This is a genomic window from Bartonella sp. AP36NXGY (assembly GCF_042195865.1).
GTDB lineage: Bacteria > Pseudomonadota > Alphaproteobacteria > Rhizobiales > Rhizobiaceae > Bartonella.
Genome location: NZ_JBHIPD010000013.1, coordinates 19,110 through 36,379 on the forward strand (window position 1 = coordinate 19,110; position 17,270 = coordinate 36,379).

General features: G+C 38.7%; 11 protein-coding genes. 8 read left to right on the forward strand and 3 right to left on the reverse strand.

Annotation, left to right across the window (positions count from 1 at the left end; translation table 11 throughout):
* Window positions 1-568: 568 nt before the first annotated feature.
* Window positions 569-1,663, reverse strand: coding sequence for a tRNA (adenosine(37)-N6)-threonylcarbamoyltransferase complex transferase subunit TsaD (gene tsaD, locus ACFINX_RS06615; protein ID WP_375668524.1), 1,095 nt, complete (start codon window positions 1,661-1,663; stop codon window positions 569-571).
* Window positions 1,664-1,970: 307 nt separating this feature from the next.
* On the opposite strand from tsaD, the gene ACFINX_RS06620 reads away from it, so the two are divergent.
* The 4 genes from ACFINX_RS06620 (at window position 1,971) to ACFINX_RS06635 (ending at window position 7,404) form a co-directional block, all read left to right on the forward strand.
* A complete protein-coding gene (locus tag ACFINX_RS06620) occupies window positions 1,971-3,155 on the forward strand; it encodes a COG4223 family protein (protein ID WP_375668525.1) in 1,185 nt (394 codons plus the stop codon).
* An 11-nt stretch (window positions 3,156-3,166) separates the two neighbouring features.
* Window positions 3,167-4,726 carry a heme biosynthesis protein HemY gene (locus ACFINX_RS06625; protein WP_375642816.1) on the forward strand — a complete coding sequence of 520 codons (1,560 nt, stop codon included), beginning with the start codon at window positions 3,167-3,169 and terminating at the stop codon, window positions 4,724-4,726.
* 147 nt (window positions 4,727-4,873) lie between these two features.
* Window positions 4,874-5,620 (forward strand): glutamine amidotransferase, encoded by a 747-nt coding sequence (locus ACFINX_RS06630; RefSeq protein ID WP_375606037.1) that lies wholly within the window; start codon window positions 4,874-4,876, stop codon window positions 5,618-5,620.
* A 797-nt stretch (window positions 5,621-6,417) separates the two neighbouring features.
* A complete protein-coding gene (locus tag ACFINX_RS06635) occupies window positions 6,418-7,404 on the forward strand; it encodes a DUF2125 domain-containing protein (protein WP_375668526.1) in 987 nt (328 codons plus the stop codon).
* A gap of 1,314 nt (window positions 7,405-8,718) precedes the next feature.
* On the opposite strand, the gene ACFINX_RS06640 is transcribed toward ACFINX_RS06635, so the two are convergent.
* Window positions 8,719-13,428, reverse strand: coding sequence for an NAD-glutamate dehydrogenase (locus tag ACFINX_RS06640; RefSeq protein ID WP_375668527.1), 4,710 nt, complete (start codon window positions 13,426-13,428; stop codon window positions 8,719-8,721).
* Between the two features lie 266 nt (window positions 13,429-13,694).
* On the opposite strand from ACFINX_RS06640, the gene ACFINX_RS06645 reads away from it, so the two are divergent.
* From ACFINX_RS06645 to rpsP, 4 genes are all read left to right on the forward strand, one after another.
* Window positions 13,695-14,351 carry a carbonic anhydrase gene (locus ACFINX_RS06645; protein ID WP_375612226.1) on the forward strand — a complete coding sequence of 219 codons (657 nt, stop codon included), beginning with the start codon at window positions 13,695-13,697 and terminating at the stop codon, window positions 14,349-14,351.
* A gap of 230 nt (window positions 14,352-14,581) precedes the next feature.
* The gene (gene ffh / locus ACFINX_RS06650) at window positions 14,582-16,150 is read left to right on the forward strand and encodes a signal recognition particle protein (protein ID WP_273790300.1); all 1,569 of its coding nucleotides are present in this window, start codon (window positions 14,582-14,584) and stop codon (window positions 16,148-16,150) included.
* A gap of 24 nt (window positions 16,151-16,174) precedes the next feature.
* Window positions 16,175-16,504, forward strand: a complete 330-nt coding sequence (locus ACFINX_RS06655) for a chorismate mutase (protein WP_273790075.1) — start codon at window positions 16,175-16,177, stop codon at window positions 16,502-16,504.
* 16 nt (window positions 16,505-16,520) lie between these two features.
* Window positions 16,521-16,895 (forward strand): 30S ribosomal protein S16, encoded by a 375-nt coding sequence (gene rpsP, locus ACFINX_RS06660; RefSeq protein ID WP_273787601.1) that lies wholly within the window; start codon window positions 16,521-16,523, stop codon window positions 16,893-16,895.
* Window positions 16,896-17,030: 135 nt separating this feature from the next.
* On the opposite strand, the gene ACFINX_RS06665 is transcribed toward rpsP, so the two are convergent.
* Entirely contained in the window at window positions 17,031-17,246 is a 216-nt protein-coding gene (locus tag ACFINX_RS06665; RefSeq protein ID WP_273790074.1) for a DUF1674 domain-containing protein, read from the reverse strand.
* Window positions 17,247-17,270: the final 24 nt, after the last annotated feature.

Sequence of the window (17,270 nt, forward strand, 5' to 3'; positions counted from 1 at the left end):
TCAAAATAACTTGTATATAGAAAAATGCGCTCCATTGATATTTTATGTTGTATAAAGGTATTTTGCTTATCTTGTAGCAGAAAAATATATCAGTGTATCGAAGTAATAGACTTAAAATTGCTCAGCCATGTGGAAGCTTAATCATCTTTTCAGCTGCTGTTTGAAATGTAGTTACTATAGGATCATTGGAGCATTGCGTTGGAGAGAATTTAGCAAGAAAATTGGTTCTAAAAAGCTTTAAAATTACAATGACAATGAAACGAATAAATGGTCAAAGATGATGAGGTCAACGAATGGCATTCATATCTATGCTTTGTGGGATAGAGTGCGTCTTATTATGCTGTAAAATACCGTCATTTGAAGTGTAATGATATAAGGCAGTTTTTTGAAACATGAAGTTTTTAAGAATGTGTGGTGAATATTTAGGTTTACGTATCGATCTTTGGGTTAAGTGAATTGTGTGAGTGGGAAGCAGGTGGAATCTGCTCGATAGAGAATTCGGACTATCTATAGACCGGATTGAGTAGAAATCTTCGTTCTTTAAGATGTGTGTAGGACGTCAATTTTATTATGCTTTTGTTCCACGGCGACCCATCCCAATCAAGGGGGGGGCTTTTTCATCTAATGGCCAGCGTGAGCGAGGGGCAATATCAAGAGGGCTTGTTTCTCCTCGTGCAAGCTTTTGTGCACCGGCAAAAGCAATCATTGCAGCATTATCGGTACACAAGGAAAGAGGAGGGGCTATAAATTCAAAGCCATGTTGATGGGCAAGTTCTTGTAATGTAGAGCGAATGGCTTGGTTTGCGGCAACACCGCCTGCGACAACCAAAGCAGGAGAACGCTTTTCTTGATCATGAGAGAGAGGATATTGGTGGGCAAAGTGTTGTAGAGCGAGGTGAACGCGATCACGTACTGTATCGGTTACGGCGGCTTGAAAACTTGCGGCAATGTCAGCAATATCATTTTCTGTAAGAGGAGCTATGGCTGTTGCGGCTTGTCGAACAGCAGTTTTGAGTCCTGAAAAAGAAAAATCTAATCGTTTTTCACCTTTTAAAGGACGTGGAAGAGGGATGCGATTTTTATCACCAAATAAAGCTGCTTTTTCAAGTGCTGGTCCACCAGGATAAGGAAGACCTAAAAGTTTTGCTGTTTTATCAAAGGCTTCTCCTAATGCATCATCAATAGTGGTTCCTAAACGTTGGTAGTTGCCTACTCCATGAACAATGATTGTTTGTGTATGACCCCCTGAAACTAAAAGTAATAAATAAGGAAAGCTGACGTTGTGCGTTAACACAGCTGTTAAAGCATGTCCCTCTAAGTGATTTACCGCAATAAATGGTTTGCCAGTGGCAAGAGAGAGTGCTTTTGCGCTCATAACGCCTACCAATAATCCTCCTATCAAACCAGGTCCACTGGTGGCTGCAATGCCATCAATATCTTTTAATTTTGTGTTTGCTTCTGTTAGTGCTTGCAGAATTAAATGATCAAGAACTTCAACATGGGCACGAGCAGCAATTTCAGGAACAACACCGCCGTAAGGTGCATGGTGATCAATTTGACTCCAAACAACATTGGAAAGAATTTGGCTGTTTGATTCATTGTTATATTCAATGACAGCTGCTGCCGTTTCATCACAACTTGTTTCTATTCCCAGCAGACGCATTTTAAACAAAACCTTATATTGAAGCTTCTTTCCTGCGTGCGTACCATGAACAGAAAAAGATGCAAAGTATTTCTCTTAGAATTGTTTTTTCTATGAAAAATATGTGTTTTGGCATTTTCTTTGAATTTTATGATATCGTTGATTAAAAAATAAAGCTGTATTTTCGAGTATAAAATGCAAATGTTTTTTAAAAACTTGTCTATTAAAGGCGATAATTGTAAATATTATTGAGAAAAGCTGCGTTTTTAAAACTTTTTTCATTTTATTATTTTATCATTAAAAAAAGTGTGCACGAAAAGTGACAGAGATGGTCGATTCTTCAAAACCAAAAGTTAAACCACATTATGCTGGTACGCGCCGTAAGAAACCAGTTATTGAACATGAAGCTGTTCCCCATGATTCAGAGGAAAAAATCCATAATTCTGTAGAATCTCAAGCGCGAGAAGAACAGAATATGCAAGGTCAGGATAAAAGTATCTCTAGTACAACTTGGCTTTTCTTGTCCCTTTCTGGGATTTTGGGAGGATTCATTGCTTTGGGAGTTTTTATGGGGCTTCAATGGGCTGGTTTTTTTCCTTCTCCTTTTGTGGAAAATTCTGCTGGAGGAGAAAAAGCTTTGCAGATTGCTGAAGCCGCAAAAAGTCAAGGTGAAGACACAAAGGAACAATTGAGGCGGGTCTTTCAAGAAATTGATACGTTAAAAACAGAGTTTTCTTCTTTTTCATCACAACAGTTTAAAACAACGAAAAATGATGAACTATCGAAAGAAGAAAGCAAAAAAGCTTTTGCGATTTTAGAGGAAAAAGTAAAAGCTCTTGAAGAAACTGTACAAACTTTTGTTAGAAAGTCGAAAGAGATAGAGACGGCTTTGTCTGTTGGGCAGAGCAATGCAAATGATCTTGCTGCGTTAAAACAACAGTTAGAAGCACTACAGGAAGAAACTGCTGTTAAAAATAGTGAGAAAAAAGAAATAGATACCGCGCTCTTTACTGCAATTAGTTCATTAAAAAATGCTGTAGAGCGTGGTGGATCTTATAATAATGAATTAAAGCTGTTGCGGCAATTATCGCCTTCGATTAATGGACTTGATGTGTTGCAAAAAACAGCTACTGTGGGTCTTCCAAGTTCAGCACAACTTTCAGTTGATTTTGCTCATGTTGCTGATGCAATTGTTGGTACGCAAAATCTTGTTGCGTCAGATGCTGGTTTTTTTGACCGAATTTTAGCGTGGATAAAAGGGCTCATTGTTTCGCGACCGATTGGAAATGTTGAAGGGACAACGCTGGGGGCTATTGCGGCACGCATGGAAGTTGCCATTCAAGCTGGTGATTACGAAAAGGCTTTGAGCGAATGGCAATCATTGCCCCAAAGTGCAAAAGATGTTTCAATGGATTTTGTTAAGCAGCTTGAAAGACATATTGCTATTCAACAGTTGTTGCAGCAATTGTTATTGTCTGTGCAACAAGGATCTTTTAAAGCAACAAAGATGTAAATAGGCCCAAGATGATACGTGTTTTTATTTATATTTTTGTTGTTTGTATCCTCGGTTTAGCTTTCACGTGGGTTGCTAATCACAATGGTATTTTTGTTCTCACATTTTTGCATTTCAGATTTTCTGCTTCATTTCTTACAGTGTTAAGTGTGCTTATTTTATTTTTTGTAACGCTGGTGCTTTTATGGTGGTTATTGTCTTTCTTTTTTTCCATACCGAATGCTCTTTCCAATTATTTTTATAAACGCCATCAAAAGCGTGGTTACGAAGCTCTTTCAAAGGGGATTCTTGCAACTTTTGCTGGTGATAGTATGGTTGCGCAAAAAATGGAAGCACGTGTTGCTAAATATCTTGCAGGGAAACAAGAGCCATTGGTAAAACTCTTACAAGCGCAAACCTTGTCTTTACAAAATGACTCTGTTCGCGCCATCGGTCTTTATGAAGAGATGAGAAAGGAAGATCCGACAAAACTGGTTGGACTTTATGGTTTGTTTCGTGAAGCAATGAAGAGTAAAGCTTATGAGGCAGCGCAACAATATGCTGAAGAGGCACTGACTTTATCGCCAGCACTTTTATGGGCGCATCAGGCGGTGCTTGATCGGTTAAGTACTGAGGGTAAATGGGATAAGGCACTTACTATTTTTGAAAGAACGCAAAAAGCTCTCCCGCGTTCTATTCGCGCGATTCCAGAGCGGCAGCATATACAGGTTTTACTACTAAGTGGGCAGGCACTTTCTTTGTTTGATACACATCCTGTACAAGCACGTGAAGCTATTTTGAAAGCCCATAAATTGGCGCCTGATTTTGTTCCAATAATAGTTATTGCTGCTGATATTCTTTATAAATTAAACGAAACGCGTAAAGCGGATAAAATGATTATAGCGGCTTGGCAAAAGGAGCCTCATCCTGACTTGGGAGCGCTTTATCTTGAAAGAGAAGAAGGAGCCATTGGGCGATTGAAAAGGGCTAAGACACTTGCTTCTTATAATAAAGATGCATTTGAGTCGGCTTTCCTTATTGCTAAAGCAGCTTTGGATGCTGGTGAAACAGCATTAGCAAGAGAGAAGGCACAAAAAGCATTACAATGTCATCCACGGGAAAGTGTTTATTTATTGTTGGCAGATATTGAAGAGGCACAGGGAAACAATCAAGGTGCTGTGCGTCAATGGCTTTCTTTAGCACTTCGTGCTGAACGTGATCCAGTGTGGATGTGTGATGGGGCCATTTTTTCTTCTTGGTCAGTGGTTTCTCCAATCAGTGGACGTTTGGGCTGTTTTGAATGGAAGGCGCCTCCTTGTATGCCTTCTCTCACATTAGAGGCGGACAATATTGTGTCGAAAAGGCAAGACAAAGAGTATGTTATGGGAAAAAGTGATGATGTTGGAGATAAGAAGCTTGAAAAATTAACACCTGTAGATGATTCTCTTTTGCATAATGTGCAGGTGGAGAAACAAGATATAAAAGAAAAAGATGTAAAAATGTTCAGTCAAACTCACTTAAATGTTGATGATCCAGGGGTTAAAACAGAAGAAGAAACATCTTTATCGAGGAAAAAATTTCGTTTATTTTAAATTGCACCAATGTTGATAATACGAATGTTTTCTCAGAAGAAACAATTGACCTAGAAGAAAAAATATCGTTAGTCTTGTCCAATAAAATTATTCTCTTATGCTTTAAAAATAAAGTTTTGCTTGGTAGCAGAGGTGATTGGTTAAAAAATGTTTTTAAATCAGAGATGTCTTGATAAAAAACAAAAAAATAACAAACCAAGGATTGCTGTCGTTATTCATCGGCGCTCTACCTATACTGGTCGGTTGGGAAAATTTTTACAACAAAATGGTTTTGTTCTTGATATTTATCGTCCTATTTTTGGACAAAAACTCCCTGATACATTAGAGCATTATGCCGGCGTTGTTATTTTAGGGGGACCGATGAGTGTGAATGACAGCGAAGCCTATATTGGTGAGGAAATTGATTGGATTTCGTTATCACTAAAGGAAAATAAGCCTTTTTTGGGTATTTGTCTTGGAGCACAAATGTTAGCGCGAAATCTAGGGGGGCGCGTTGGTACAAGAAGTGATGGGACTGTTGAAGTCGGCTGGTATCCACTAGAAGCAACCCCACAAGGGAAGGAATTGATGAATTGGCCAGAGATGGTCTACCATTTCCATGATGAAGGTATTTATGATTTACCGAAAGAGGCAATGCTTTTGGCAACAGGGAATACATATCCTACACAAGCTTTTCGTTATGGAAACAATGCATGGGGTTTGCAGTTTCATGCTGAATTTACACGCGCTATGATGCGGCGTTTGGTCGTGCGTTCGGCACATAAATTGACTGAAAAAGGTGCTCAACCTGCTTGTGCACATTTGAAAGGTCGTTTAATCTATGATCGAGCTTTGAGCCAATGGTTTGAAAGCGCATTACACCAGATTTTTTGTACACCGCCCGTACTTGTGTGATTGTTGACAACGAATTGATTTATATAGGTAATTCACGGTTTTGTATATTGAATGAGAACCCCGAATATAGTAAGGTTTTTTCATTCCAAACCTGTGTATGTTGACTCAATAAAAACCTCTTGTTTGCATGTCACAAGTAGGGCTGGCGTGTGGGTAAAAACTGTATAAGAAAAGACTAAAAATGCTTCTTATGAACTGTCTTAAGTGCCAAGGGCTGTCGCAACATTTGGGGGCTAGCCAAATATAATGATGGTGCTGGCTTTGGGGTCTCCATAAGCGTAAAGATGGGGGGCTCAATGGCTTTATCGTTAAGAAACACTATTCATTATCATTTTTGTTGTGCTGTAAAACAGTATGGTTTAAGCTAGAGGTAGAAAATCTATGTAAAACTTTACACATGAGGTGTTTTTTGTTAAAGGGTGTAATGGGTTTTTTTAAGAAAATCTTGTTTATTGAGCTTATGAGATACTGTACTTTAGAACGATGTATAGGGACTTCTTGAAGTGATCAGTAGATAAAATCCGGTGGATTAAGAAGTTGGATTGTGTATAAACTGAACGTGGTTGGGAATCTTTATCCTTTTTAGGGTGGGGAGGAAGTTAAGAGATAAAGAAAGTTTGAATATTGTCTAAATCCTTTCAAATACCATCATCACAAAAAAGTTTTTCTTTGAGTTATTTAATTTGTGGGCTCTTTTGTCTTGCTCTGATATTTATTTATAGCGCACTCTGGTTTTTTTTTCGCGTAAAATAGAAGACTATGTTTCTAATATATTCACAAAAGTATCTTCCCATAATATGGCGGCGGTATGTGAGAATGTGCACAAGGATGGTTATCCTTTACGTGTCGGTGTTGTTTGTGACAAGTTTCAATTTTCTTGGCCTTTACATGGGGTTTCTTTATCGACGGGGCGTTTGACAGCTGGTGCACCAATTTACGCACCTCATTTGGTCGAGTTTAATGTTCATTCTCCTGCATTAATTGTTTTTTCCGGAAAAACTCCCATAGTATCGCATTGGCGCAATTTGGTGATTGAAACAGAGCCTTATTGGAAAACGGGTAAAACATTGAAGTTTATAGCTGAAGGGCTTGAGATTTCATCTTTTTCCTCTTCCCCTGAAGATCAAAAGCTTCAAGAAGCATTAAGAGCACCAACGACAGATAAAAAAACGACACAAGAAAATATTGAAGATCCGGCATCTTTGCAAAATACGCATGACGTGATTATTCAGCCGTTAGAACCACAAGATATGCTTCAAAAAATAACGGCAGAATTTTTTCGACTTGATCTTAAACATGAAAAGAATGATTTATCGGGACATATAACTTTTGACGGTTTTGATGCTTCTCCCTTTTTAAAATCTTCTTTTGTTGATATTCCTAAAATTGATGGCAATTTGAAATGGATTTTAAATGATGCCTCTCTTCTGTTTGAACATGAAGAAAAAAATTGGCAACAGCGACTGTATGGAAAAAGTGGACTTTTAAAGCAAGGTGAATTGACTTTTCATACAGGTGGTGCAGTGCGTATTAGTGGACCTTTTTCTTTTGATGATGAAGGATATTTGACAGCAAAATTTGAACTTGTCCTTATTCAGTCCATGAAGCTTCTTAACACTCTGCAGCGCTTATTTCCCGCGCAAGCCAATAATCTTCAAGCGTTATTTTTTATTTTGGGTGCTTTGCCTAAAAATGCGGACGGCGCTCCCGTTCTTTCCTTGCTCATTAACAATGGGTGGGTAAAACTGGGATTTTTAAAACTTGGTCGTCTTGCTCCACTTTAGGTGTTGTACCAAAGCCTTTTTTCATTTTTACTACCAAATTTCAACTTTTTCTGATTTTCACACTTTTTTGCAATTTTAGAGTGTCAAAATCTATTTTAACAAAATGCGTATTTAATGGTAAAAAAATAGCTATAAAAATAAAAAATTATCACCTACTCCTAACTCGTCCAACCTCTTTTCACTTAGTACAAAATCTTATGTCAAACTACATATAGCAACAGTGTTTCTATGGAAAAAGTGGCATTTTAAAGTATGCTGAATTGCCTTTTTATACAGGTGGTATGGTACTTGTTAGGAACCTTTTTCTTTATATATGGAATGAGCATATTGCATATATCTGTTTGGGTGTAACCTCTTAAAACAAGTAAATAGCCTAGTTGGAGGAAGATATGAAGTTGTAAAGGGGAAAATCAACATCCATCTTTACTGTCATTTTTTATTCGATTTTACGCATTTCAAAAGCAGTTACAGTTATATCTTTTAAATAATGGATTAAGCTTATCCTTTTATTTCTGATATTTTTTAATGAAGCTATATGCCTTCCACGTAAAACAGAATATATTTGTATTGTATATTTACGCATTTGTTAAAAAAATATTTCTCAGTGCTTCCTATTTCACGATGTCGCCTGTGAATGGTATAAGGATAAAGCCATTAAGCACCATCATCTTTTCGGTTACGGAGTAACAAGCTAGGGGAAAACATCATCATATTATATTTGCTTATATTTGCTAATTCTCAATCTTACTGCAGCTTTTGGCACTTGTGGCGGTTTATGAGGGGCATTTTTAGTCCTTTCTTTACTGTTTTTATCTATTCGGCTTTCCCATTTGCAATATGCAAGGGGAAATGGGGTTAATTAATTGAATATAAATAGATTTTAAATGAGACAAATTTAGAATATCGGATTATCATAAAAATGATAAAATTATGATTGTAAATCAATATATTATATTTTTATGATGAAGGATATTTGACAGTAAAATTTGAATTTATTTTTTATTTTGAGTGCTCTGTCTAAAAATGCGGGATAGGGTTTCCGTTCTTCCCTTGCTGATTAGTCACGGATGGATAGAACAGAGCAAAAGCTTAGCTGTTTTGTACTGCTTTTAAGTCTGAAAGTTTATGTTTTAGGGTGAAAAATCAATCCTGTTGTTTTTTTGAAATTGTTGCAAACAATTCTATTATGATAGATAGCGAGATTTTTATTTTTGGAACCTTGCCTAAAAATGCAAACTCCCGCTCTCTATTTTTGTTAGTTTGTTGTGGTGGTGGGATAGAACGGGAGATTGAGTGGGTCATTTTGTATTTACTTTAGGTTTGAAAGCCAATATTTTGAAGCTGAGAAATCAATCCTGCTGCAAAAGTAAAACGAGAAATATTGAGATCATTTTCAATAAGGGCGCTAATGCGGTTTGTAATGTTGTGAATATGATCTTCTTCTGTTTTTTTCCAAGTGTCAAAAGGATCTTTTTTCTTTCCATAATTTTTGAGAATTTTCATAACGATTTGCCGAAAGCTTTCAGAAACATTTTCTTTGGCTTGGCTTAAAGCCATACTATCATAATAATCTACTACAGGGATTATACGAATTGCTTCGTTAATACGGTTTATACGAATGATTTGCGCAAGTGAAAAGTAGATCTCTGCGGTTTTAATAAGATCACTGTTGCTTTTTTTTGCAATTAAAGAAATATCACAGATTGTTGAAGCAGCTTCCAAGAGAGCTAATTGTTTCGCTAATGCTTTTGGTGCTCCCTCTTCGCTGTAGTGTAATGCTTTTTCTTCAATCTTTTGCTTAATATCGTTGTCGTGAGAATGCATAAGCTCTTTTTCAATAATGCTACGGGCTTGCTTTATTGTTTTTACAATTTCTTCTAATGGACGTGAGAGATCTATGTTATGCAAACCCCAATTGGTTGTTTCAAAGAGCATTGGGGTCATTGTTGCGTAGAATTTATTTTGGACAAGACCGGGTATTTTATTATCAAGCTTATCAATTTGCTCAGACAATTGAGGAATTTCGAAACCATCGCGGATGGCAATAAAAACGCGAATAATATTTTCAGTCTTTTGTTCTGTTGCATCGTGTAGTCTATTAACAAAAGTGGGGCCTCCACGATTTACAATATCGTTGGCAATCAGCGTTGCGATAATATTACGACGCAATTGATGGTTAATAACTTCCTTCTTAAAATTTTCTTGAATTTGGGTTGGAAAATAGTTCAGCAGGGCTGTATTGAAATAGTGATCATCAACAATGGGGCTATTAGCAATTTCTTCTTTTAAGGTCAATTTAGCATAGGCAAAAATAACGGCGAGTTCTGGACGGAGAAGACCTTTGCCTTGGGTTGTTCTTTGTCGTAAAATTTGCTCATCAGGGAGTATTTCAACTCTGCGATCTAGAAGCTTTTTTTGTTCCAAATCGTGCATAAAGCGTATTTGATAGGGCAAATCAGTAGTGCTTTGGTTTTCCGCCAAAGAAAGCGCAAGGGGTTGTAGATAATTGTTGCGCAAGACGAGTTGCTCGACTTGAGGCGTCATTTTTTTCAAGAGCTTATTGCGATCTTCGCGGGTTAACGTTTTGGCACGTAGTGCTGATGCAAGAACAATTTTGAGATTGACCTCAATATCAGAACAATTCACACCAGCAGAATTGTCAATGGCATCCGTATTGCATCGACCACCATTTAAGACATATTCAATCCGTCCACGTTGTGTAACACCAAGATTAGCTCCTTCACCAATAATTTTTGCACGCACTTGTTCTCCGGTAATGCGTATTGCATCATTTGCTCGATCACCTACTTGGGCATCGTTTTCTGTTGCAGCACGGATATAAGTACCAATGCCACCGAACCATAAAAGATCAACAGGGGCTTTGAGAAGAGCAGAGATAATTTCAAAGGGTGTTCCTGTTTGTTTTTCGAAACCAATGGCTTGTGCTGCTTCAGGTGAGAGAGTAATGGTTTTTTCTTTTCGTGAGAAGATGCCACCGCCCTTTGATAATTTGGTTTTATCGTAATCCTGCCAGCTTGAGCGAGGCAGTTTGAAGAGACGCGTACGCTCTACATAGCTTTCGTCTATGTTCGGATCTGGATCAATAAAGATATCGCGGTGATCAAAAGCGGCAATCAATTTTGTTTGTTTGGAAAGCAGCATCCCATTGCCAAAAACATCACCAGACATGTCTCCAACACCGACACAGGTGAAGGGCGTTGTTTGAATATCGTGATTAAATGACTCTCTAAAATGTCTTTTGACGGCTTCCCATGCACCTTTAGCTGTAATAGCAATGTCTTTGTGGTCGTAACCTGCTGAGCCTCCAGAGGCAAAAGCATCATCAAGCCAAAAGTGGTTTGCTTGGCTGATGGCGTTGGCTGTATCAGAAAAAGTTGCTGTTCCTTTGTCTGCCGCAACAACAAAATAGGGGTCAGGGTCATCATGACAGATGACATTGTGGGGAGAACTTATTTTGCCGTTAATCAGATTGTCTGTAATGGAGAGCAAAGCTGTTATAAAGTCTGTATAAGCTTGTCGTGCTGCTTCTATGATGACAGCACGGTCATTTGTTTGGGGAAGCCGATGGGGATAGAATCCACCTTTTGCACCTGCAGGAACGATAACCGCATTTTTAACTTGTTGGGCTTTGACTAAGCTAAGCACTTCGGTGCGATAATCTAATGCACGGTCAGACCAACGAATTCCGCCACGAGCGATAGGTCCAAAACGCAAATGGACCCCTTCAACTTCTGGTCCATAAACAAAAATTTCTCGGTAAGGGCGCGGTTCAGGCAAACCTTCAATCTGGCGCGGATTTAATTTGGTGGCTAAAATACGCCGTGGACTTCCATCAGGAAGAGGCGTAAAGGCATTCGTTCGTAAACTCGCCTCGATAAGGTTACAATAACGGCGTAAAATGAGATCATCATCTAAACCAGAGACTTTCCGTAATTTTTCTTCAATGCGCTTTTGAATGACTTGTTGGTTTTTTTCCCGTTCTTTTTCTGTATGGCTTTGATGAAATCTTAAATGAAATAAAGCATAAAGATCTTGGGTAATGTCAGGATAAGCATTTAAAGTTTGGGCAACGCGATCTTGCGAATAAGGAATTCCAGCTTGTTGGAGATAGCGCCCATAATGGCGCAAAATAACAATTTCATGCCAATCAAGCTCAGCTGTTTGGGTGAGAGCATTAAAGCCGTCATTATCAGCATTTTGTGCCCAAATGGCTTCAAAGGTTTCGGCGTGTTTTTGACCGTCTTTTTCAAAATCGATACAGTGTTGGAAAGTACTTTCTAGCTGCATATCATGAAGATACACAGAGCGCCCATTGCCATCTGGTAATTCAAGGGTTTGTTCAGCAATAACGCGAAACCCCATGTTTTCAAGGAGTGGTACACGTTTGGAAAGGGCAAGTGCTTCATGGCGGTGAAAAAGCCGAAGAGAAATGCACTGTTTTTCTTTGTTTTGTGCGTGATAAAAGATCACGAAAAGGGGCTTTTCATCATGAAGACTTAGAATATGTCCGGCATCGTTAATAGCGTCTTCAGCTGAAAATAAATCACGATAGCTGTTGGGGAATTCACTGGCTAGACGTGTTTGTTGCTCTGTTATTTTCTTGTTAAGAGCGATGGCTTGAACCCTGTCTTCCCAACTTCGTGCAATCGAACGTACATGTTGTTCAAGTGTGGAGCGCTCGTGAAGGGGAACAGTTTCGTTTCCTTTGCGATGGATGATATAATAGACACGTATAAGGGTGCTTTCCAAAAATAGCGGATAAGATTCAAAAAAGTCACCTTTATAAAGCTCTACAAAATGTTCGCCAACTTTTTCACGCAGGCTGCTGCTATATTGGTCACGCGGTACGTAGACAAGGATAGAAACAAAGCGCCCAAAAGAATCAGTATGGGCAAGAACCCGTAAACGTGGGCGCTCATCTAATTGTAGAATAAGCTTAATGTTTTCTGTCAATGTATCAACATCAGAGCGAAACATTTCATCTCTTGGATAGGTTTCTAAAGCACTGATGAGTACTTTTCCTGAATAATCGGCGTGATTGTGTCCAAGACGTTGAATAATAGTTCGGGCTTTTTCTTTTAAGAAAGGAATTTGCAAAATAGAACGTGTATAAGCTGAGGAGGTAAAAAGCCCTACAATGCGTAATTCTCCACAGAGTTGGTTTTCTTTATCAAAGATTTTAAGACCAATATAATCGAGCCAAACAGAACGGTGAATTTTGGAGCGGCTGTTCGCTTTTGTCACGATAAACAGATTATCGCTTTCCATGAAGGATAAAACTTCTTGAGGAGGTTCTTTCATACTTTTATCGTCAACAATATGAATAGAAGCATCCGTGAGTATACCAAGTTCAATATTACTTGCCGTAAAGGATTTTAGGGGTTTTTGGTCTTTAATGAAGTTGTAAGTGCGCATACCAAGGAAAATGAAATTATCGTCCATTAGCCAGTGAAGAAACTCAATGGCCTTTTCGCCTTCTTGTTTGTAGTGCGGGGGAAGACTTATTTGGTAGGCATGAATCTGCTTTTCAACTTCTTCAAGCATAGGTTTCCAGTCTTGTACAGCAGCATTAACCTGTTCAAGAACTAAGGTGAGTTCATTTTCAAGTTTTTGTATTTGCTGTTTGTTTAATGACTCGATGTGAATTTGCATCAGACTGATGCGTTTTCCAGAAGCACAATCAATAATGGGGTGTGCAATCAAATAGATATGGTTTTTGTGTTGATTAAAAACATTTAAAATAGAATCGAGAAGGAAGGGTTTGTTATCATTGACAAGCGTGATAACGGTTATAGGTCTGTTACTACGGGTTAAATTTTGCTCAAAGCAGATGGTATTTTTTCCCGTCTGATGGAGATTAAAAGCTTTTACCGCGATGGCTGTGGCTTTTTGAAGTTCTTCATTTTCGTAATAAGCAATATCTTCTTTATCGGTTTGGGCAAAAAGGATTTGTTCTATTTTATCTTGGGTGTTTTTTGTCTCTGTTTTTTTTTGTTGCAACACATTCACTCTCCCTTTTTGCTCTTAAGGGGTCTTTATTAAAAGCAGACCATTATATTTTTTATATACTGTAACACCTTCTTTCTAAAGAAAATAGCTCTTTATTTGGAAAGAATGAGTTTGTTTTTGCTATTTTTTAGTAATATTTTGTACTTTAAAGAAATATTTTGCTTCAAGGAAAGGGCACTTTTAGTATTTTTGTATGTTAATAGTTTGTTTTTTTAAATATACAAAATAAAAGTAAAAAAATAAGCAAAAGTAAAGAGAGAATGGCGCATTTACCAGAAAGACTTTTAAGTGGTTACCAAAACTTTATAAACAATCATTTTTTATATAAAATAGCAGATTATCAGCAATTGGCGATTGAGGGGCAGAAACCTGAAGTTTTGGTCATTGCTTGTTGTGATTCGCGTGCAGTACCAGAAATGATTTTTGATGCTAAGCCAGGGGAAATTTTCACCCTGCGCAACGTGGCGAATGTGGTTCCTCCTTTTTCTCCTGATGACCAATATCACGCAACATCAGCAGCTCTTGAATATGCTGTGCAATTGCTTGAGGTGAGACATATTGTCGTTTTTGGTCATGCCCATTGTGGAGGCATTCGTACTGCTCTTAATGAGACATATAAATCTTTATTATCAAATGATTTTATCGGTCAATGGATAAGTCTCTTAGCACCAGCAGCAGAAATCGTTTTGAATAATAAGTCGTTGTCTTGGCCAGAAAAACAGACGGCATTAGAGCAGCTTTCTATTCGCCATTCGTTGAGAAATTTAGAGACGTTTCCGTGGATAAAGCTTCGCAAAGATCAAGGTTTTTTGACATTGCATGGTGTTTGGTTTGATATCTCTAGCGGAAAATTATGGAGCATGGAACAGGAAACAGGTTGTTTTATGCGTGTTGAAGTTGAAAGTTTTGAAGTATAGTATTTGTTGTTTTTATTTCTTCGTATAAAAAGATATTTTATGATAAAACTTGACAAAGCTGGGGTTTTATTGTTTGAAGGAGCAAGCTTTCAGTGACAAAATTAACTTGGAGCCACCGACTGAGACCCCAGTTTAAGGGTATAAAGAGATCTCAGAGGTCAACATCCGACGGCGCGATGCGTTCTCGGATGCTATTTTGGTTTGTTTGTTATGCAACAATGAGGTAAATGATGTTTGAATCCTTGCAAGAGCGACTTGGTTCTATCCTGTCTCATTTGACGGGACGTGGCGCTTTATCGGATCAGGATGTTGTAGAGGCGCTGCGTGAAATTCGTCGCGCTTTATTGGAAGCTGATGTTGCTCTTGATGTTGTGCGCTCTTTTACCGATAGAGTTCGGGAAAAAGCTGTTGGGGCCGAAATCGTTAAATCAATTAAACCAGGCCAAATGGTGGTTAAAATTGTTCATGATGAATTGGTTCATATTCTTGGAAATGAAAGCGTTCTGAGTGATTTAAATGCACCAGCTCCAGTTGTTATCATGATGACTGGTTTGCAAGGTTCGGGAAAAACAACCACAACAGCAAAGCTTGCAAAACGTTTTACTGATAAGCACAATAAAAAAGTTCTCATGGCGTCATTAGATACACGCCGTCCCGCTGCACAGGAGCAATTGCGCCAATTGGGAGAACAGGCAAAACTTGCAAGCTTGCCTATTATTGCGGGTCAGCTGCCTGTTGATATTGCATCACGTGCCGTACAGGCTGCTAAATTGGGTGGTTATGACGTGCTTCTTCTTGACACAGCAGGACGTAATCATATTGATGAAGCTTTGATGCTCGAATTGGCTGAAATTAAAGCATGTTCCCTTCCTCATGAGATTATGTTGGTGGCTGATAGTTTGACGGGGCAAGATGCCGTTCATCTTGCTCGTTCTTTTGATGAGCGTGTAGGGATTACGGGGATTATTTTAACACGTATGGATAGTGATGGGCGTGGTGGCGCTGCTCTTTCTATGCGTGCTGTTACAGGTAAACCAATTAAAGCAATTGGAACTGGTGAAAAAATAGATGCTTTAGAAGAATTTCATCCCAGTCGTATTGCTGATCGTATTCTCGGAATGGGGGATATTGTTTCTTTGGTTGAAAAAGCTGCTGAAACAATGGATCACGAGAAAGCTGCTGCTTTTGCAAAAAAAATGCAAGCTGGAAAATTTGATCTGAATGATCTTGCAGAACAGTTGCAGAAAATGAAAAAACTGGGTGGAATGGGCGGTATTATGGGCATGTTGCCAGGAATGGGGAAGGTCAAAGAGCAGATTGCGGCTGCGGGGTTTGATGATCGTTTGTTTGATCGTCAATTGGCCATTATTTCATCTATGACACCCAAAGAGCGGGCGAATCCAGAGCTTTTAAAACATAGCCGCAAACAACGAATTGCTAAGGGGTCTGGTACGACAGCGGCTGATATTAATAAACTTTTGAAGATGTATCGCCAAATGGCTGATATGATGAAAGCCATGGGTGGTAAAGGAAAAAGTGGTTTTATGGGAAAGATGTTGGGAGGCCTTGGTTCCAAAATGGGTTTTGGTGGTATGGGAAACTTGGGAGGGGATTCTCCAGCTATGCCGGATTTGTCGGGATTGGATCCAAAGCAATTCTCAACGCTTCAAAAGCAAATTGAAAATGGTAATGGAGGGAAGCTCTTGCCCGGACTTCCTAAGCGTGGACCTACATTTCCTGGTCTTTCCAATGGCATTGTCGATGGGGGAAATTTTCCTCAGCATCCTAAGAAAAAATAAGATGTAAAGAGGGAAAGGAATATAATGCAGGAAACAGTATTAAACGAATTGGCACATTTACGAGCATCCATTGATAATTTTGATGCAACTTTGATTCATATCTTAGCAGAGCGGTTTCGTTGTACGAAAGCTGTTGGGCGCTTAAAAGCGCGTTATGATTTACCTAAAGTAGATCCTCTGCGTGAGCAATATCAGGTAGCGCGTTTGCGGCAATTGGCTATGGATAGTGATCTTGATCCTGATTTTGCTGAAAGATTTTTAAAATTTATTATTAAAGAAGTTGTGAGTCATCATGAAGTTATTGCTGAAGAGCAAAAAACAAAAAAAGTCAATTTAAACGAAAGCCAGAGCTGACAATAGGAGATAAAATATGGCATTGAAAATTCGTTTGTCCCGTGGAGGTTCAAAAAAACGTCCTTACTATCATATCGTCGTTGCAGATGTTCGTAGTCCGCGCGATGGGCGGTTTCTTGAACGTGTTGGTGCATGGGATCCAATGTTGCCTAAAGATGGACCGAGGGTGAAACTTAATGAAGAACGTATCCAATATTGGCTTGGGCAAGGGGCTCAACCAACAGATCGCGTTTTACGGTTTTTAGATGCAGCTGGCTTGAAAAAGCGTCCAACTCGTAATAATCCACATAAAGGTGAACCGGGTAAAAAAGCACAAGAACGTATAGCAGCAGCAAAGCAAGCAGCAGAAGAAGCAGCGGCAGCGGCTGAAGCAGAATCTGCTTCAGCATAAGAAGCATGATTGTTTAATCAATGTGTTTTTAAAAGCTTTAGAAAAATAAATATTATCCGTTTTTGTCTATCAAAAACGGATTTTCATTAAAAAGCTGCTTGTTTAAATTGCGCCGTTTTTTTTAAATCAATGGTTTTAAAAATCAATGGCGCGGCCTTTAATTTCCCAGTCTCCATAGCGGGAAGGGTCTTTGCCGCCGCGTCCGCCGTTTTCTAAAGGTTGTTCTTTTTTTGCTGCGCGTTTTCGTCTTTCTTCAGCTTCTTTAAGGGCGCGTTGTGCTGCGGGAGAAAGAGATTGCTGTTTAACGACAGTTGCATTTTTTTTGCTTGTTTTCTCATCTTTTTTATTCATTTTACACCTATTCCATTGAAGAAG

What these genes read in the sequence shown, in the direction of transcription:
- tsaD (WP_375668524.1), bottom strand. Translation starts at nt 1,663, where the DNA reads ATGCGTCTGCTGGGAATAGAAACAAGTTGTGATGAAACGGCAGCAGCT.
- ACFINX_RS06620 (WP_375668525.1), top strand. Translation starts at nt 1,971, where the DNA reads ATGGTCGATTCTTCAAAACCAAAAGTTAAACCACATTATGCTGGTACG.
- ACFINX_RS06625 (WP_375642816.1), top strand. Translation starts at nt 3,167, where the DNA reads ATGATACGTGTTTTTATTTATATTTTTGTTGTTTGTATCCTCGGTTTA.
- ACFINX_RS06630 (WP_375606037.1), top strand. Translation starts at nt 4,874, where the DNA reads ATGTTTTTAAATCAGAGATGTCTTGATAAAAAACAAAAAAATAACAAA.
- ACFINX_RS06635 (WP_375668526.1), top strand. Translation starts at nt 6,418, where the DNA reads ATGGCGGCGGTATGTGAGAATGTGCACAAGGATGGTTATCCTTTACGT.
- ACFINX_RS06645 (WP_375612226.1), top strand. Translation starts at nt 13,695, where the DNA reads ATGGCGCATTTACCAGAAAGACTTTTAAGTGGTTACCAAAACTTTATA.
- ffh (WP_273790300.1), top strand. Translation starts at nt 14,582, where the DNA reads ATGTTTGAATCCTTGCAAGAGCGACTTGGTTCTATCCTGTCTCATTTG.
- ACFINX_RS06655 (WP_273790075.1), top strand. Translation starts at nt 16,175, where the DNA reads ATGCAGGAAACAGTATTAAACGAATTGGCACATTTACGAGCATCCATT.
- rpsP (WP_273787601.1), top strand. Translation starts at nt 16,521, where the DNA reads ATGGCATTGAAAATTCGTTTGTCCCGTGGAGGTTCAAAAAAACGTCCT.
- ACFINX_RS06665 (WP_273790074.1), bottom strand. Translation starts at nt 17,246, where the DNA reads ATGAATAAAAAAGATGAGAAAACAAGCAAAAAAAATGCAACTGTCGTT.